Origin of the sequence: Streptomyces sp. NPDC048504 (genome assembly GCF_043200035.1) — a bacterium.
Lineage (GTDB): Bacteria > Actinomycetota > Actinomycetes > Streptomycetales > Streptomycetaceae > Streptomyces.
The window spans coordinates 115,874-132,773 of record NZ_JBICXA010000009.1 but is presented as its reverse complement, the minus strand read 5'-3'; the positions used below and the strand labels follow the sequence as shown (position 1 = coordinate 132,773).

Genomic DNA, 16,900 nt, shown 5'->3' with positions numbered 1-16,900 from the left:
CAGAGGAGCGCACCGGCATGACCACCCGGCTCGGAATGGGTCTCCCGCAGAATCGGCAGTACGACCTCGGCAAGGACGTGCCCGATGTGGCGCGCGCCGCCGAGGGCATCGGATACGACAGCGTCTGGGTGTACGAACGCGCCCTGTTCCCCGAGCCCCGGACCCAGCCGCTGTACGGCGTCCCGGGCCTGCCCTGGCCCGACGCCTACCGGGGCGTGGCCGAGCCGCTGGTCACGCTGACCCTCGCGGCGGCGGCCACCGAGCGGCTCGAACTGGGCACCGCCGTGCTGGTCGCCCCGCTGCGCCTCCCCTTCCAACTCGCCAAATCGCTGGCCACGTTGGACGCGGCGAGCGGCGGCCGGGTGGTCGCGGGACTGGGCAGCGGCTGGTCCCTCGACGAGTACGCGGCCGCCGGGGTGCGCCCGTTCGAGGAGCGCGGCAAGGTGATGGACGAGGTGTTCGCGGTGTGCCGGGCGGTGTGGGGCCCGGACCCGGTGGTCTATGAAGACGGCCGGATCACGAGGATCGCCTCGGCCGTGGTCGGGCCGAAGCCGGCCCGACCGATCCCGATCCTGGTGCCGGCCAACTCCCCACGGGCGATGCGCCGACTCGTCGACCACGCCGACGGCTGGCTGCCGTACGCCGACGGACCCGCTCAAGTGGCCGAGGGCTGGCGGCAGTTGCAGGATCTCGCCGCCGAGCGGGGCCGCACCCGGCCGCTGCGGACGGTCGTACGCGTGAACCCGGACTACACCGCCAAGCGGTACGAGGGCCCGGACCGCCAACCGTTCCAGGGCGACGTCGAGCAGATCGTCACCGATCTGATGGCGTACGCCGGGATCGGCCTCGACGAGTTCCTGGTCGACCTCTCGTGGGCCGCACGGGACGCGCACGAACTGAAGGACCTGGCCGCCGAGGTGTACACGACGGCCCGTACGGCCGGTTTCTGACCGGCGGGTTCAGTCCTCCGTGAGGTGGACGGGTGCGATGTCGTCGTAGACGTCCCCCGGGCCGGTGGTCTCCCGGCCCGGGGGACATTGCTGTGCCGCTCTCGCTCAGGCTCGGTCGGCGGGGCCGCCGAGGTCCGCTTCCTCGGGCAGGATCTCCATGTCTATGTCCTCGCGTCCGAGGAGCGGGCCCAGAGCCAGGCCACGCTCCGGCGGCCAGAACTCGGGCCGCTTGCCGGGGGCGGGGTCGTCCCCGCCGTCCAGCCACAGTGCCTCGCCGCCGCCGGGGGTGAAGAAGGCCACCATGTGCGCCTGTTCGTCGGTGCGGTTCCGGAACCGGTGCCGGGTGCCCCTCGGTACGAAGACGAAGTCACCGGTGTTCACCACGAAGGTCTGGTCGCCGTTCAGGAATTCCAGCTCACCCGAGACGAGGTAGAAGGATTCGTCGGCGCTCTTGTGCACATGCGCCACGGGTCCGCCGCCCGGGGGCACCCAGCAGACGGTGAAGCCCACGGCGCCGTTGGTGGAACCGGCCGTGGCCAAGGTCTCGTAGACGTCGCCGGACATCCACTTGACCACGCCCTTCTCGGTGGGCACGTGCAGGACGCGGGGGGTGTGATAACTCATGTCGTTTCCTCGGGAGTTGGAAGGCGGGGGTCAGTGGGCGCCGAACTGCCGTGCCTGTCGGGTGGCGGTTCGGACGTCTCCGGCGAAGGGCTCGCCGTGACCGGGCAGCAGCAGGTGGACCGTCGGTTCCGCCGCCGGCCCCGCCGCGAGTCCGTCGAGGCGGTCGAGGGCGTCGAGCGCGGCCCGGCTGTCATGGGTGAAGCAGCGGCTCACGATCGTGGGTCCGGTGTGGTCGGTGAAGCCGTCGGCGGTGACCAGGGCGTCGCCGGTGAAGAGGAGCCCGCGGCCGGCGAAGAGGTACGCGGTGCTGCCGGGCGTGTGACCGGGCAGGGTGACGGCCTGCGGGGTGCCGGGAACGTCCTTGAGCACCTGGTCGGCGTCGAAGGTGCGCGCGCCCGGCACCCCGGGCGCGGTGAAGGCGCCGTCGCGAGCCAGCCGTAGCGGAATGGCGAGGGCGGACGGCCGGCGCAGCAGATAGGGAACCATCGAACGCTCGGGCTTGGCGTGGCGGTTCGCGCTCCGCGGGCCGTCGCGCAGGATGGCGGCGTCCCGCTCGTGGATCCAGAGCTCGGCGCCGGCTTCCCGCAGGGCGTGGGCCAGTCCGGTGTGGTCGGCATGCCCGTGGGTTAGGAGTACGGCGCGGACGTCACCGAGGGAGCGGTCCAGGCCGCCCAGCAGTTTGCGCAGCTGCTCCAGATGCGTCGGCGTCCCCGCGTCGACCAGGACGAGACCGTCCGGGTCCTCGATCAGGTAGAAGTTGACGACATGGTCGCCGAGGCGGTGGACGCCGGGTGCGACCTGCGTGGATGCGGGACGGGACATACGAGCCTCCGGCAGCCGGGCAGTATTCGATACAATGGACTGTGTCCGATACGGTCGACTGTAACAGAATGGGAGGGTGCGTCGATGCCGGACGGGACGCCACGTCGGTCCTACAACTCCGAGGGCCGCCGCGAGGCCGCGCGCCGCAACCGGGCCGCGGTGCTGGACGCCTGCCGAGAGCTGCTCTTCCAGGACGGCTACCACGCCACGACGATCAAGGCGGTGGCCGAGCGTGCGGGCGTCTCCCCCGAGACGGTCTACAAGTCGTTCGGCGGCAAGCCCGGCATGGTCAAGGCCCTGTGGGACATCACGCTGGCCGGTGACGACGAGCCGGTCCCCATGGGAGACCGCCCCCAGATCCAACAGATCCTGGCGACAAGGGAGTTGAGCACCAAGTTCCGTCTCTACGGCGCGTACGTCCGCGGCATCCATGAACGGATCACCCCGCTCTTCGCCCTGCTGACCCAGGCGGGCCCGGACGTCGGAGAGGTCCTGGACCTCGGCGAGCGGGAGCGGCTGACCGGCGTCACCGCGTTCGTCACCCACCTCGACGAGAGCGGCGCGCTGGGCCCGGACGTGGACCCGGCCCACGTCGCGGACGCGGTCTGGGCGCTGGCCGGCCCGCAGCTGTACACCCAGCTCACGGCGGGGCGGGGCTGGTCCGCCGACACGTACGAGGAATGGCTGGCGGACACCCTCACCGCCACGCTCATGCCCCGTCCGCGCACGGCGGAGCCGGAGCGCCCTCGCTGACAACGACGCGGCCGCCGCACGCCCCTCAAGGCGTACGGCGGCCGGCGACCTCGGCTCCACCTCAGCAGGTAGGTACATCCAGCCAGGCAGGGCCCTTGATGTAGATGTTGGTCATCCAGGAACCGTCCGTCAGCTTGGACCAGGCGTCGTTGGTGTAGCCCTCGGCCGTGACCTCCTGGGCGTGCGCCTGGCAGACGACGTTGACCGTGGTGGGCTGGGCGAAGTAGTCGACCACGCCGGCGTTGACGTTCGGCTGGCTGTGGGTGCGTACACCGGTGCCCCAGGTCTGGAAGGGCTTGCTGCCTCCTGAGGGCGGCGGGGTGCTGCTGCCGCCGCAGTCCGGGATGCCGGGCAGTGAGGCCGGGCCCTTGATGTAGATGTTGGTCATCCACGAACCGTCGGCCAGCTTGGACCAGATGTCGTTGGTGTAGCCCTCGGCGGTGACGGTCTCGGCGTGCTCCTGGCACTGGACGGACACCTGGGTCGGACCGGCGAAGGTGTCCACCACGGCACCGCGCACGCTCGGCGTGGAGCGGGTGCGCACCCCCGTGCCCCAGGTCTCGAAGACCGTACCGCCGTTCGCGGGTGGGGGAGTCGGCGTGCCCGAGCCGTTGACCCGGATCGCGCCCGCGTAGTCGCCGCCGGTGCGTACGGGGGCGACCCGGATGTGGGTGCCCGACTCGTACGCCTCGACCATCTGCCCGTTGCCCAGGTACATGGCGACGTGGTGGATGTGCCCGCTGCCCCAGAACATCAGGTCGCCCGGCAGCAGCGGGGCGCTGCCCTGCGCGGCGGAGAAGCGGGCCGAGGCCTGCGAGCTGTGGAACTGGTCGTCCGCCGTGCCGTTGAGCAGGTCCCTGCCGGTGGCCTGGTAGTAGGCGTAGCGCGTCAGGCCGGAGCAGTCGAAGCCCTTGCGCTCGTTGTCGTGGAGGCTGTCGGGGTCCGAGCCGTCGTAGTAGCCGTAGCTGGCGCCCGGCGTGGCCGCGTGGCCGCCGCCCCAGCTGTACCAGACGCCGATCTGCGAACAGGCGGCGTTCACCGCGGCCTGCGCGGTGGCCGAGGCGCCCGGTGCCAGGACACCGCAGGTGGTGTCCTGTGCGGCGGCGTGGGCCGGTGCGGAGACGAACACGGACAGGGCGAGGACCGAGGCCCCCAGGAGCGCGCCGCTGGTCCGGCGGCGCGTGCTGCTGGTGTTCAAGGAAGTCTTCCTTCGTCGAGATGACGTCACCGGGCGGGCCGGGGACGGCGGTTGGGGACGGCGGTGGGGACGTGTGTGCCGCTCCCCACCCCCGTGGGGGAGCGGCACGGGCTAGTTGCCGAGCGCGTCGCGCATCTTGGCCAGGCCGCGCATCCGGTTGCGCTGGACCGTTCCGCGGTGGGCGCCGAGGCGTTCGCCCGCGGTGTCGTGGCTGAGGCCCTCCAGGTCGACGAGGATCACCGCCGCGGCCTCCTTCTCGGAGAGCACGCGCAGCAGTGCCAGCGTGGTCTGGGACGCCTCGTAGGAGGCCAGCCCGCCGTCCCAGCCCGCTTCGGGCAGCCGGTCGGTGGACTGTTCGCGCCGGGAGGGGTGCTGCCACGCGTCGCGCAGCAGGTTCAGGGCGACGGTGCAGGTGTAGGCGTACGGGTGCTGCTGCCGCGTCAGGTTCTGGGCGCGGGCGCGTCGGGAGAGCCGTAGGTAGGTCTCCTGCAGCAGGTCGTCGGCGTCGTGCGGGTTGCCGGTCAGGGCCAGCAGTCGGCGGCGCAGGCGTGGCATGTCGGCGGCGAAGGACGCGTCGAAGTCCTTCGGGCTCATCCGGTCGCCGTCCTCGCGCTGTGGTGGCGGGACGGCGCAGGTTCTGGTCTCCATGCTGTTTCCCCCTCGGTCGTGAACTCGGTGGTGAACTCGGCCGTACGGTGCGGTCGTTGGGTGTCCCGGTCGGTGGCTGGTCAGGCCGTCGGGCCGGGGGTGCGGCGGTCTGGGGTGCTGGAGGCTGGGGTCTTTTCTAACCAGTCAAAGCTCGCTACGATGGTTAGATTTGCCCCCGGCTTCCAGCGCCTCAGGCCGTCGGGCCGGGTGGGGCGGCGGGGCCGTAGCGGGCGGCCGGTGCCCGGCGCAGCAGCGCCCAGTACCGGTCGCCGTACGACCAGTGCCACCATTCGGTCGGGTAGTTGACGAAGCCGGTCGCGTCGAGGGCCCAGCTCATGAGGGACCGGTTGGCGCGTGCCTCGGCGCTGATGCCGGGCGCCTCGGTGCGGCAGGCGCCGTCGCTCTCCTCGGGGGTCGCGTTGACCTCCGTGCCCAGCGGCAGTTCCCGGCCGTCCCGGTCGCACAGCGTCAGGTCGACGGCCCCGCCGCTGACGTGCGGTGCGACCTCGGGCGGGGAGATGTACGCGCTCGCCAGTTCGCGGATCCGTTCCGGCGACGCGTCCGGGTGGGCCCGGCGCATGGTCCGCGCGTACTGCTCGAAGTACCGGCGTTGCAGTTCGGGCGGCCGGTACCCCTCCACCACCAGGAACCGGACCCCGGCCGGCAGCAGCCGCTGGGCCCGCACCAGCCGCCGTAGCGCACCGGCCCTGAGGTGGGCGTAGTTGCCGTCGTCGTCGGCCTGCCGGTGGTCGATCCGCAGGTCGTCCGTGGTGCGCAGGTCGACCAGCGGTTCGCCGCAGTCGTCCTCCGCGACCGCGGCGACCCGGGCGTCCGAGAGCGTGATGATCTCTGTCACGTGCATCAGCATCGCGGAGCTCGCTGCAACTGCTCTGCAAGTTGCCTGTAGGCGGTCCACCAGGGCTTCTGCAGGCGTGCGGAGGGCTACGGCGACCTGTGGACTACCCGGTGCCCGCCATCGGCTCCTGTGCCTCGCGGCAGCCCAACTCCCGGAAGGCGCCGAGTGCTTCGGCCCTGGCCGCCCGCGCGGCCGACGCGTCGCCGTGTGCCTCCCGGACCTCGGCCAGGTCCCGGAGCGTGCGGGCCCGCCACAGGGGCAGCCGCAGGGTTTCCCATGCCGACAGGGCCCGCTCCAGCGGCTCCCGCGCGCCGTCCGGATCGCCGGCGGCGAGATGCCACTCGCCGAGCGTGCGCAGGACGAGCGCCTCGCCGAAGCGGTCCTGGCGCTCGCGGGCCACGGTCAGGCAGCGGCCGAGCCGCGCCCGTGCCTCGTCGAGGCGGCCGAGCCTCAACTCCGTCTTGGCCAGGGACTGTTCGGTGTACATCACCCCGAAGGTGTCCCGCAGACCCGAGAAGATCCGCAGCGCCTCGTGCAGCAGCCGTTCGGCGTCCGCGAGCGCGCCCTCGGCCCGGTCGCACAGGGCCAGCGACCGCAGGGTCAGCGCCTCGCCGTGCCGGTCGCCCTCCGCGCGGTACAGGTCCAGTGCCCGCGCGAGAGCTTCCCGGGCCCGCCCGCCGCGCCCCTGTTCCCGGTGCACGTATCCGATGCCGTACAGCACCCGGGCCCGGGCGCCCGGCCCGGCGGACTCCCCGTACCGCTCCAGCGACGTGTTCAGCAGCTCCAACGCCTCGGCGTACACGGCCTGTTCGCGGCGGGCCGTCCCCATTCCGGCGAGGGCGAGCGCCACGCCCTCGGGCACGTCACCGCGCGCCTCGAACAGCCGCAGGGCCCTGCCGAAGTAGGTGTACGAATCCTCGAACTCGTCCTGTTCATAGCGCAGTTGGCCAAGCCCCGCGAGCAGCCACGCCTCTCCCTCGTCGTCCCCGCCGCGGTGTACGGCGGCCATGGCCGCGGCGTGCGAGCGGGACCAGGCGTCGAACTGGTTGTACAGGGCGGCCGAACTCGCGATCAGCGCGCCGGCCAGATCGCGGGCGGCGCGGACCATGCCGTGGTCGGCGCAGTACTCGACTGCCGCGAGCAGACAGGCCTGTTCGGCGGCGAACCAGGACGTGGGCCGCTCCAGCAGCTCCTCCTCCGTCTCCGCGTCGAGGGGCCGTACGGCGGCCGGTTCGGGGAAGCGCCGGGCGGCTCCGCCCGGGCCGAGGGCGGCCGCCTTCTCGGCGAGACCCAGCCAGGACGCCACCAGCCGCAGCACGGCCGCCGTACGCTCCTCCGGGCTCTCCTCGGACAGGCAGCGCTCGCGGGCGTGTTCGCGGGCCAGGTCATGGATGCGGTACCGGCTGCGTCCCGTCTCGTCGACGCCGATCACATCGATGAAGTGGCAGTCCACCAGCCGCTCCACCGCCTCCTCGGCCTCCTCCGTGCCGATGTCCAGCAACGGGGCGGCGATCCAGGCCGCGAAGTCCGGCAGGTCGAGCAGGGCCAGCCGGCGCAGCGCCCGGCGCTCGGGCAACTCCAGGTCGGCGTAGCCGAGTTCGAGGCTGGTGCGCAACTCCAGGTCCCCGGCGCGCAGTTCGCTCAGCCGGCGGCGTTCGTCCCGCAGCCGGTCGGCGAGCCGGCCGGGCGCCCAGTGCGGGCGGGCCGCCAGCCGGGCGCCCGCGATGCGCACGGCCAGCGGCAGCCGTCCGCACAGCGAGACGATCTCCGCGGCCCGTTCCGGCTCGGCGCTCGTGCGGTCCGGTCCGGCGACCCGGCGCAGCAGTTCGAGCGCCTCCGCCTGACCGGGCACGGCCAGGTCCAGGTGGGCGGAGCCCTCCAGCGCCACCAGCCGGCGCCGGCTCGTGACGAGGACGGCGCAACCCGGGCCGGGCGGCAGCAGGGGCCGTACGTGCGCCTCGCCCGCCGCGTTGTCCAGGATCAGCAGGACGCGCCGGTGTCCGATGTGGGTGCGGTACAGCCCCGTCAGCTCCTCGACCGAGGTCGGCAGGGTCTCGGGGTCGGCGCCCATGGCGCGGAGCAGCCGGGCGAGGGCGTCGGCGGGCTGCAGCGGCGCGGTGTCGGCCGCCCGCAGGTCCACGAACAGGCGGCCGTCCGGGAAGAGTTCGGACATCCGGTGGCCGACATGCACGGCGAGCGCGGTCTTGCCCGTTCCGGACCGGCCGGAGATCACCCCGATCGGCGGAGCGGTACGGCCCGCCTCGTCGACGCCGCCCACCAGCGAGGCGGCCCAGGCGATCTGCTCGGAGCGGCCCACGAAGTCGGCGATGTCCGGCGGGAGATGGGACGGTGCGGGGGTGGGAGTGGAGCGGCCGCCGGCCGGCGGCCTCGGGGGCCCGGCGGGGTCCCGCCCGGTGCTGTGCGGGCGGGCGGTGCCGGGTCGGCGCGGGGTGCCCGCCACCTGTGTGTCGTTGGTCAGTACGGCCTGGTGCAGCGCCTGTAGTTCCGGGCCGGGATCGATGCCCAGCTCCTCGCGCAGGACCGCGCGGCCCTCCCGGTACGTGCGCAGGGCGTCGGAGACGCGGCCGGTGCGGACCAGCGCGGTCATCAGCTGGCCGCGCGGCCGTTCCCGCAGGGGGTGGGCGGCGACGTGCGCGAGCAGCGGGGCGATGGTCCGGTCCGCGTGGCCCAGATCGAGCTGCAGCCCGAAGGACTCCTCCTGGGCGACGATCCGCAGTTCGGCCAGCCGGGAGGCCTCGATCCGGGCGAACGACTGGCCCAGTCCCTCCAGCGCTTCCTGGCCGCGCCACAGCGCCAGCGCCTCGCCCAGCCGGTCGGCGGCCTCCTCGCGGTGGCCCGCGGCGGCAGCAGTCCGGCCCAAGGCGAGCAGGTCCTCGAACCGGCGGGCGTCGATCTGGGACGGGTCGAGGTCGGCGACATAGCCCGGCGGCCGTGTCCGGACCACCGTGTCCGGCGTGACCTGGGCCAGTGCCCGGCGTACGGCGGAGACATGGGTGGCCACCAGGGCGCCCGCGGTGGCCGGCACCCGCTCGTCCCAGACGCAGTCCACGAGCCGCTCGGTGGAGAGCACCTCGCCGAGATGGACGACGAGTGCAGAAAGGACTGCCAGGGGTCTGACACCGCCGAGCGGGGCCCGCCGGTCACCGGCCCACACCTCCACCGGACCGAGCAGCCGCACTTCGAACATCGTTCCCCGATCGCCGCACCACCCGCCCGATGGAGCACGGCAAAGATAGCGGCGAACATGCCCACGACATAGCGAAGGCACAGCAACGGCCGGACCGCCGTGACCGGATTCGATCGATTCGGCGGACCGGTGTCCCTCACCTGCGACGTCAGGGCAGGTGATGTCTGTCGTGCGCGCCTCTGCTCAAGGGGGCGGCGCTCCTCTCTCCTCTCCCCGGTTGACTGGTTTTCGACGGTCGGCGATGCCTGCCGCGTGCAGGGAAGACGGTTCTCCGGCCGCCCTCGTATGAGTGCCGGAGAAAGAGGAAAACCTTGTGGGCCGGGGGCATACGGACGGGACCTGTGGGGCGTCTACGGCTCGAAAGCACCACGTCCGTTCGACCAGAGCCCCGGGAGCCGCCCCATGCACCGCTGGACCTTGGCCCTGCTGACCGCCGGCCTGCTGGCGACGACGGCCACCGGATGCGCGGGCACCACGACCGCCCCCGGGGCGTCCGCGAGCAGCACGCCCCGGGCCGCGGGCAGCACGGCGGAGACGCTACGGCTCGCGGAGCAGCTCCTCATCAAGACGTGCATGGAGAAGGAGGGACACAAGTACTGGGTCGAGCCGCGCAGCCCCGACGACGTCTCGATCCGGTTCCCCTACGTCGTGGACGACCCGGCATGGGCCAGGGCCCACGGCTACGGCACCGATCTGCGGCGGCAGCGGGAGGCCGAGGTCCGGAGGGACCCCAATCAGCAGTACTTCCACTCCGTGCCGGCCACGGACAGAGCCGCTCTGGTCAGCGACCTCAACGGGGCGCGGCCGCAGGGACTTTCGGCCCGGCTCCCGAACGGCATACGGGTCTCCCACAGCGACCAGGGCTGCCAGGCCACCGCCCAACGGCAGCTGTACGGGGATCTCCAGGCGTGGTTCCGGGCCACCCGGGTCACCGACAGCCTGGCCGGCATGCGCGTCGGCCTCGTGACGGACGACACGCGCTACAAGGCGGCCGTCAAGCCGTGGGCACGCTGCATGCGCGAGCGGACGTACACCTACGCGGACCCCGCCCGGGCCCGGGCCGCGGCCACCCTGCCGGAGACTCCGTGGCCGCACGCCAAGGAGGTACGGCTGGCCTCGGCCGAAGCGGCCTGTGCCGTCTCCAGCGGCCTGTCGTCCGTCGCCAAGTCCCTGGACTCCGAGTACCGGGACCGGCTGCGGCGGAGCCACCCCCGGGAGACGGCCGATCTCGCGCGCCTCAAGCGCGAGGCGCTGCCCCGGGCCCGCGCGATCGTCGCGCAGGACGACTGAGCCCGGCTCGCCTCCTCCTACGCCCCACCACACACAGACCACCACGGCCGTCGAGCCGTGGGCGCATCACCCCACCCTGGGCGCATCACCCGACCGTGGGCGTATCACCCCATCACAACGAAACGAGAGAAACCATGTCCGTCAAGCGTCTCCTCACCGTCGCGGCCTCGGCCGCCGCCGTCGCCGCGCTCTTCTCCCCGGTCTCCAGCGCCAGCGCGCTGGACGCGGGCACCCAGAAGACCGCGACCGCGCAACTCTCCGGGGACGGCTACCTCCACGTCTACACCCAGCCCTACGGCGGCGGCCGCGAATGCAAGTGGTCCGGCAACTCCGACAACTGGGGCACCTGCCGCAACCTGACCTCCGACATCTGGAACAACGGCTACGCGGGCGGCCTCGACGCCGTCGACCTGTACACCGCCCCCAACGCCGGCGGCGCGCACGCCTGCATCAGCCAGGGCGACAGCTGGCCCGACACCACGACCGGCGAGTACCGCTTCACCTACGGCGCGGGCCTGGAGCAGTTCGGCAAGAGCGTCAACAACAACATCTCCTCGCACCGCTGGGTGGACTACTGCAGCCAGGGCTGACGACCCGACGGTCACGCCCCGGTACGCCTGCGCACAGGTGTACCGGGGCGACCCGCGCATGTGTGTGGCCGCCCTGACGGGACGACAGTCGGTGGCGTCGGGATGATCCGGGGTCCGGAGCGCCCCCCGCGCGCCCCGGACCGTGGACCCCCCATTTCCCCGTCGTCGTTCAGCTCTTGGATGCCCCGTGGAACACGGGTGAATGGGCGCCGGATGTGCTGCGGTCGGATGCCCCCGGCATATCGACCGCAGCACGCGCCCCGGGTTCGTCCGAAGGCATGATCAGTGCGCCCGTTCCCCCATAGGACGCGCCCCCGTGCCCGTAGGCTCCGGCACAGACAGCTTCCCCGGTCATCGGGCCGGTCCGGAGGGGTCCGGTGTTGCCAGCGGGTATTTGGCAACACCGTTCGGGCGGTGTGTTGTTGGGGGGATGGTCATCGAGTACGACGGATTCGGCGCCGAGTTACGCAGGCGCCGCATCGCGGCAGGCATGTCGCTGAGTGAGCTGGCCGGCAAGGTGTACTGCAGCCGCAGCTTCCTGAGCCGCGTGGAGAACGGGCGCCGCAGGGCGTCCCTGGAGTTGGCCCAGCTGTGCGACGAGGTGCTGGGTGCCAAGGGCGCGCTGGTCGGGCTGGCACCGCTGCCCGGGTCGGACGCCGTGCCGAAGGCGGTCCGGGGCGGCGCGGGTGAGCGGACGCCCGGGGCGGTCAGGTCGCCGGAGAAGGACGGGCGTCCGGCCGGCGGCCCGGACCGTGCCGAGTTCCGCCGGCTGCTGAGGCGCGGTGACCTCAGCCATACCGCGGGCGGGATGCGGGAGGCAGAACGGCACTACACGGCCGCCTACCGGAGCGCCGAGGGCGACCCGCGCGCGCAGGCCGAGGCCGTGATCAGGATGGCGCGCCGCTGGTCCGATCCCGGGCAGGTCGACCGTGAGCTGCTCCAGCTGATCCGGGGCTGTCTGGCCGCGCTGGACGGCGACAGCGGCGCGGAGGCGGCGGGGCTGCGGCTGCGGCTCGAAGCGCATCTGGCGAAGAAGATGGCCCTGGCGGTCAGCCAGGACACCGCGGCAGGACTGGCGGGACCCGCCGAGGGAGCGCGGCTCGCCGAGGAGACGCTGCGCCGATTACCCGACGACGGCGACGACGAGGTGCGCTGCGAGGTCCTCACCGAGTGCCGCTGGGCGCGCTACGACTTCATGCCGGCCCCCGAGTCGCTGACCCTCTCCGAGCGGTTGCGCGAGGCCGCGGCCCGGCAGGACTCGCCCTACTTCCGCGGTGAGGCCCTCATGGCCGTCGCCGTCGACCAGCTCCGCAACGGCAGGATCTTCAGCGCCCTCGCCACCGCGAACCAGTACCGCAAACACGCCGCCGAGACCCAGAGCGCCCTCGCCCTGTGGCAGCGGCACACCCTCGACGCCCTGCTCGACCTGTGGCACGGCCGGTTCGACGCCGCCGCCGAGTGGATCTTCGTGGAGTCGCTGAAGTTCATCGAGCTGCTCCGCGCCGACTACGCCGTCCCCGCGGACAACCTCACCCAGACCCGCCTCGGCCAGGCCTACTGGCTGCTGAGGCAACAGGGCCGGCTGGCCGAGCTGTTCACCTCCGACCTGGCCGGTGACGTCGAGCGCCACTCCTACTTCCCGGTCTGGCGGGCCGGTCTTGCCCTCGCGATGTGCGAGACCGGGCAGTACGCCGAGGGCGCGGACCTCTTCCTCGGCTGCGTCGCCGACGTCGACCGCTTCCCGCCGTCGGGCTGGGCCGTCCCCGCGCTCGTCCTGCTCGCGGAGGTCTGCGCGGCGCTGGACCTGGAGGGCGGATTCGAGGCCGAGTTGGCACCGGTGCTGCCCACGCTCCGCGCGCGCCTCGCCCCGCACGACGGCCAGCAGCTCGCCCTGGGCGGCTGGCCCACGGTCCTCGTCGGCCCGACCGCCCGCGCCTGCGGCGTCCTCGCCCTGGCCGCGGGCGAACCGGAGACCGCCCTCGAACACTTCCGCCAGGCCGCGGTCCCGGCCCGCTCCTCCCAGCCCGAACTCGCCCGCCTCCGCGTGGCCCAGGCCCGCGCGGTGCGCCGCGTGGGGGGTCCGGGGAGCGAGCCGAACGCGGTGCGGCTGCTGCGGGAGGCGTCTCGGGGGGCGGAGACCTACGGGATGACGTGGCTGGGGGCGCAGTGCGAGGGGTTGTTGGGGGCGCCGGGGCGGGGGTGAGCGGGGCAGCGGGGGCGTTCTTCCGTGCACGGCGCCCGCCCAACGGTCCCGGCGGCCGGTGGAGTTGGTGCGCCTGGACGGTCTTCATACTGTGAACTAGGTCACAGGTGTCTCCGGTTCGGGCCGCTCGCCCCGTAGCCGTCTTCCCGCCCCCGGCGCCCCCGAGCCACCCTCCCCCCCTCGCCTCCCCCTGGGTAGTCAGCCAAAACGTCTTTGTGGCCGGGGAGTTGGCGGTGAGGTGCCGGGCGGGAGGCCGAGCGGCGGCCCGAGCAGGCGCGGTCGATGCTGGCCGCACTGCGGGACGGAACGCGCAGGGCCCGCGAGCAGGAGGACGTGCCCGCGCCCGCCTGGCCCTCGTCGCCGCCCGGAGACGGCCCCCGGCCGAAGTCACCGCGAGGGAACGCTCCCAGGCAGGCGTCCCCGCAAGCAGAAGCCCCCGCGCCCACCTGGAACACGGCCCCGCCCGAGCGGCGTCAGTTGCCCACCCGTCCCCGTCCGACAAGGAACACCCCATGACTGCGCCCAACACCACGCACGGCGGACTGGCCTGGCTGCTGGACAACCTGATCGAGCGGATCCCCGAGACCCTGCACGCCATCGTCCTGTCCGAGGACGGGCTCCTCGTCGGCTCCTCCGAACGGCTCGCGCAGGACGACGCCGAGCAACTCGCCGCCATTTCCTCGGGAGTTCACTCGCTCGCGCTGGGCACCAGCCGGCACTTCGGCGGCGGACGCGTGCAGCAGACCGTCATCGAGATGGACGACCTCTTCCTCTTCGTCACCACCGCCGGCGGCGGCGCCCGCCTCGCCGTACTCGCCTCCTCGCAGGTGGACGTCGGCAACGTCGGCTACGAGATGACCATGGTCGTACGGCAGGTGGGGCAGTTCCTCAGCGCGCCCCCGCGATTCCCGGAGTACAGCGGCGCGCCCTTCGCGGGTGAGCATGAATGAGACATTGGTCCGAGGAAGACCCGTGGGAGGACGAAGACCCCGCGCTGCTCGTCCGCCCGTACCAGGTGACCGGCGGCCGCACCCCGACCTTCCACCCCGGTATCGAACTGATCACCCTGATCAGCACCGTCCGGCCGCCGACCCGCGACCAGCGCCTCCAGCCCGAACAGAACCGGCTGCTCGCCCTGTGCCGTACGCCGACCGCGCTGGTGGAGGTCGCCGCCCGGCTCGACCAACCCGTCGCGGTCATACGGGTGTTGCTCGATGACCTCCTGGACAACGACCTCGTCTCCGTCTCCCCGCCCGCCGCGGCCGGTACCCCCGACGCCCGTTTCCTCCGGGCAGTGATCGATGGCATACGCAGAATCTGACCGCCGCGCCATCACCGTCGCGCCCGACGCCGCCACCGCCAAGATCCTCGTCGCGGGCGGCTTCGGCGTCGGCAAGACCACCCTCGTCGGCGCGATCAGCGAGACCACGCCCCTGCGCACCGAGGAACTCATCACCGAGGCCAGCGTCGGCGTCGACGACCTCGCCGGGGTGGAGCGGAAGACCACGACGACGGTCGCCATGGACTTCGGCCGGATCACGCTCAGTTCGGCCCTCGTGGTCTACCTTTTCGGCGCCCCCGGCCAGGACCGCTTCTGGTTCATGTGGGACGACCTGTCCCGCGGCGCGCTCGGCGCGGTCGTCCTCGCCGACACCCGCCGCCTGGAGAACTGCTTCCCCTCCGTCGACTTCTTCGAGCACCGCGGCATCCCCTTCGCCGTGGGCGTCAACTGCTTCAACGGCGTCTGCGAGGAGGACCCCGAGGAGATCCGCGCCGCCCTCGACCTCGCCCCCGACATCCCCCTCGTCCTGTGCGACGCCCGCGACAAGGAGTCGGTGAAGACGGTCCTGCTCGCGCTCCTCGAACACGTCATGCGGGGACTGGCGGCGGAGGCGTCGGCATAGCCGTACGACCAGTCGGCCGTACGGTCATGAAGGCTTCGTCGCGGACACGGCCGTCGCGGTCAGCGTGCCGTCGCACTCTGCGAACTGCCCGTCGTCCAGGGCGACTTGGTGAGCCCCGGCATCGGGCAGGCCGATCACCATCGTCGGATAGATCACCGGTGCCGAACCGGACTCGCAGTAACCGTCTCCCTCACCCTGCACCTGCACGAAGGTCAGTTTCAGCCAGGCCTGACCACCGGGGACGAGCTTCACCGGGGAGGCGGTACCGACGGGCGTGACCTGGAGCGGAACGTTGAGCTCCGGGGAACCGTTCGCCGCACCGGCGACGGTGGGGTGCCCCTGGAGGACGCAGGCCTTGGAACCGGTGTTGGTGAACTGGACGACCGCTGCCCCGGTCCCGGTACCGGCCGGGCGGTCGGCGGCCTGGTAGGCGGTCGCTTTCAGGGCGGTTGCCGCGCAGGCCTTCGCCGCCGTGCCGGTGGACCCGGACGATCCCGTGGACCCGGACGATCCCGTGGTTCCAGACGTTCCAGTGGACCCGGAGGAGATGGGAGAGGCCGTCGCGCCCGGCGCGTCCGACGACCCGCCGGACCCGCTCTCCGCGTCACCCGGCTGGCACGCCGTCATCACCATCGCCGCCGACAGTGCGGCCAGCGCCATCGTGGCCCTGCGGATGCTGCTCTTCTGCATGACGTCCCCCGAACTTGCCGTGTACGGACCGGCTCTCACCGGCACTCGCGGAGAGAGACAGGTCCGTCGCACCCGGGGTTCCGCCCACGTACTGGCTGTGACGCAATGGTGACGCTCAGTCGAAGCTCGCGAAATAGGCCGCCGCCATGTCCTCGTCCCCATGCCCCTGCGCCGCCGCCCGGGCCAACCGCTCCGCCCCCGCAGCCGCCACGTCCAGCCGTACACCGTTCGCCGCGCCCGCCTGCACGATGAGGCGGGCGTCCTTCTCCGCCGTCGTGACCGCGAAACTCGCCGGAGTCAGCCGGTCGTTGAGGATGGCGGCCGACTTGGCGTGCAGGTAGCTCATGTCGAGGGGGCCGCCGGCGATGAGGTCGAGAAAGCTCTGGGGGTTCACGTCCAGGGCCTTGGACAGGGCGAGGGCCTCGCCCGCCGCGTTCGTCACGGCCAGGACCCAGCTGTTGGCCACCAGCTTCAGGCGGGTCGCGGTCGCCGCCGCGCCGTCCTCGCCGACCCACATCGTGCGGGCGCCGACCGCGTCGAAGACCGGGGTGACCGTCGCGCGGCCGGACTCCGGACCGGCCGCCAGGACCGTGAGCTGACCGGCCTCGGCGGGCTGGCGGGTGCCGAGGACGGGGGCGTCGTAGAAGACGAGGTCGTGCCGGTGGGCGAACTCGGCCAGTTCGCCCACCGATTCGAGGCTCGACGTCGTCGACTGGATCCACGCGGCGCCGGGGCGCAGGACGGGCGCGGCCTCGCGCATCACGTCGAGGACGGTGCCGCCGTCGTAGAGCATCGTGAGGATCACGTCCGCCTCGCGTACGGCCTCCGCCACCGTGTCGGTGACGTTCGCGCCGTCGGCGGACAGGGGGTCGGCCTTGGCGCGGGTGCGGTTCCAGGCGTGCACGGTGTGACCGGCGCGGGCGAGGTTGCGGGCCATCGCGGCGCCCATGATGCCGGTGCCCAGGACGCCTACGGTGAGCTTCTCGGTGGTCATGACTCGGCTTTCGTCCTCGACGGTGTTGTCGAGGACCAGGGTGCCAGGGTGGCGCGCGCCCGGCCTCCCGGCGGGGCGCGCGCCGTCCGTCAACCAGTGATCGCGGACCCGTCGGGCCTGTGACTGCGGGCCGCCGACCGTCGACCCGTCGACCCGACGGCCCCCGGCCG

16 protein-coding genes are annotated in these 16,900 nt (G+C 72.7%); 8 read left to right on the top strand and 8 right to left on the bottom strand.

Translation table 11 applies throughout. The features are described from left to right. Positions 1 to 17: 17 nt before the first annotated feature. Complete coding sequence (locus ACGFY9_RS23235; protein ID WP_393756926.1) at positions 18 to 950, top strand: LLM class F420-dependent oxidoreductase; 933 nt, start codon at positions 18 to 20, stop codon at positions 948 to 950. A gap of 105 nt (positions 951 to 1,055) precedes the next feature. On the opposite strand, the gene ACGFY9_RS23230 is transcribed toward ACGFY9_RS23235, so the two are convergent. Beyond that, the gene (locus ACGFY9_RS23230) at positions 1,056 to 1,574 is read right to left on the bottom strand and encodes a cupin domain-containing protein (RefSeq protein ID WP_393756924.1); all 519 of its coding nucleotides are present in this window, start codon (positions 1,572 to 1,574) and stop codon (positions 1,056 to 1,058) included. Positions 1,575 to 1,604: 30 nt separating this feature from the next. Next, a complete protein-coding gene (locus ACGFY9_RS23225; protein WP_393756922.1) occupies positions 1,605 to 2,396 on the bottom strand; it encodes an MBL fold metallo-hydrolase in 792 nt (263 codons plus the stop codon). Positions 2,397 to 2,480: 84 nt separating this feature from the next. Here ACGFY9_RS23225 and ACGFY9_RS23220 point away from each other — a divergent pair, with 84 nt between their 5' ends. Beyond that, on the top strand, positions 2,481 to 3,149 hold the full coding sequence (locus ACGFY9_RS23220) for a TetR/AcrR family transcriptional regulator (protein ID WP_393756920.1): 669 nt from the start codon (positions 2,481 to 2,483) through the stop codon (positions 3,147 to 3,149). Positions 3,150 to 3,210: 61 nt separating this feature from the next. Here ACGFY9_RS23220 and ACGFY9_RS23215 read toward each other — a convergent pair whose 3' ends face one another. From ACGFY9_RS23215 to ACGFY9_RS23200, 4 genes are all read right to left on the bottom strand, one after another. Next, positions 3,211 to 4,347 carry a C40 family peptidase gene (locus ACGFY9_RS23215; RefSeq protein WP_393756918.1) on the bottom strand — a complete coding sequence of 379 codons (1,137 nt, stop codon included), beginning with the start codon at positions 4,345 to 4,347 and terminating at the stop codon, positions 3,211 to 3,213. Positions 4,348 to 4,458: 111 nt separating this feature from the next. Further along, on the bottom strand, positions 4,459 to 4,995 hold the full coding sequence (locus ACGFY9_RS23210) for an RNA polymerase sigma factor (RefSeq protein WP_393756916.1): 537 nt from the start codon (positions 4,993 to 4,995) through the stop codon (positions 4,459 to 4,461). A 190-nt stretch (positions 4,996 to 5,185) separates the two neighbouring features. After that, positions 5,186 to 5,851: a M15 family metallopeptidase gene (locus ACGFY9_RS23205; protein ID WP_393756914.1), complete on the bottom strand. Its 666-nt coding sequence runs from the start codon at positions 5,849 to 5,851 to the stop codon at positions 5,186 to 5,188. 103 nt (positions 5,852 to 5,954) lie between these two features. Beyond that, positions 5,955 to 9,059, bottom strand: a complete 3,105-nt coding sequence (locus ACGFY9_RS23200; RefSeq protein ID WP_393756912.1) for a BTAD domain-containing putative transcriptional regulator — start codon at positions 9,057 to 9,059, stop codon at positions 5,955 to 5,957. A gap of 402 nt (positions 9,060 to 9,461) precedes the next feature. Between ACGFY9_RS23200 and ACGFY9_RS23195 the strand changes: the two genes are divergently transcribed. The 6 genes from ACGFY9_RS23195 to ACGFY9_RS23170 all read left to right on the top strand — a co-directional run bounded on the left by ACGFY9_RS23195 (position 9,462) and on the right by ACGFY9_RS23170 (position 15,046). After that, positions 9,462 to 10,349 carry a hypothetical protein gene (locus ACGFY9_RS23195; RefSeq protein WP_393756910.1) on the top strand — a complete coding sequence of 296 codons (888 nt, stop codon included), beginning with the start codon at positions 9,462 to 9,464 and terminating at the stop codon, positions 10,347 to 10,349. 134 nt (positions 10,350 to 10,483) lie between these two features. Continuing rightward, a complete protein-coding gene (locus ACGFY9_RS23190; protein WP_393756908.1) occupies positions 10,484 to 10,939 on the top strand; it encodes a hypothetical protein in 456 nt (151 codons plus the stop codon). Between the two features lie 430 nt (positions 10,940 to 11,369). After that, complete coding sequence (locus ACGFY9_RS23185; RefSeq protein WP_393756906.1) at positions 11,370 to 13,142, top strand: helix-turn-helix domain-containing protein; 1,773 nt, start codon at positions 11,370 to 11,372, stop codon at positions 13,140 to 13,142. 512 nt (positions 13,143 to 13,654) lie between these two features. Then, the gene (locus tag ACGFY9_RS23180; RefSeq protein WP_393756904.1) at positions 13,655 to 14,092 is read left to right on the top strand and encodes a roadblock/LC7 domain-containing protein; all 438 of its coding nucleotides are present in this window, start codon (positions 13,655 to 13,657) and stop codon (positions 14,090 to 14,092) included. Next, positions 14,089 to 14,463: a DUF742 domain-containing protein gene (locus ACGFY9_RS23175; protein WP_393756902.1), complete on the top strand. Its 375-nt coding sequence runs from the start codon at positions 14,089 to 14,091 to the stop codon at positions 14,461 to 14,463. Before ACGFY9_RS23180 ends, ACGFY9_RS23175 begins: the two co-directional genes overlap by 4 nt. After that, positions 14,444 to 15,046 carry an ATP/GTP-binding protein gene (locus ACGFY9_RS23170; RefSeq protein WP_393756900.1) on the top strand — a complete coding sequence of 201 codons (603 nt, stop codon included), beginning with the start codon at positions 14,444 to 14,446 and terminating at the stop codon, positions 15,044 to 15,046. The genes ACGFY9_RS23175 and ACGFY9_RS23170 overlap by 20 nt, the downstream gene beginning before the upstream one ends. Before the next feature lie 24 nt (positions 15,047 to 15,070). Here ACGFY9_RS23170 and ACGFY9_RS23165 read toward each other — a convergent pair whose 3' ends face one another. Further along, the gene (locus tag ACGFY9_RS23165) at positions 15,071 to 15,736 is read right to left on the bottom strand and encodes a DUF4232 domain-containing protein (RefSeq protein ID WP_393756898.1); all 666 of its coding nucleotides are present in this window, start codon (positions 15,734 to 15,736) and stop codon (positions 15,071 to 15,073) included. A 115-nt stretch (positions 15,737 to 15,851) separates the two neighbouring features. After that, entirely contained in the window at positions 15,852 to 16,730 is an 879-nt protein-coding gene (locus ACGFY9_RS23160; protein ID WP_393756896.1) for an NAD(P)-dependent oxidoreductase, read from the bottom strand. Positions 16,731 to 16,900: the final 170 nt, after the last annotated feature.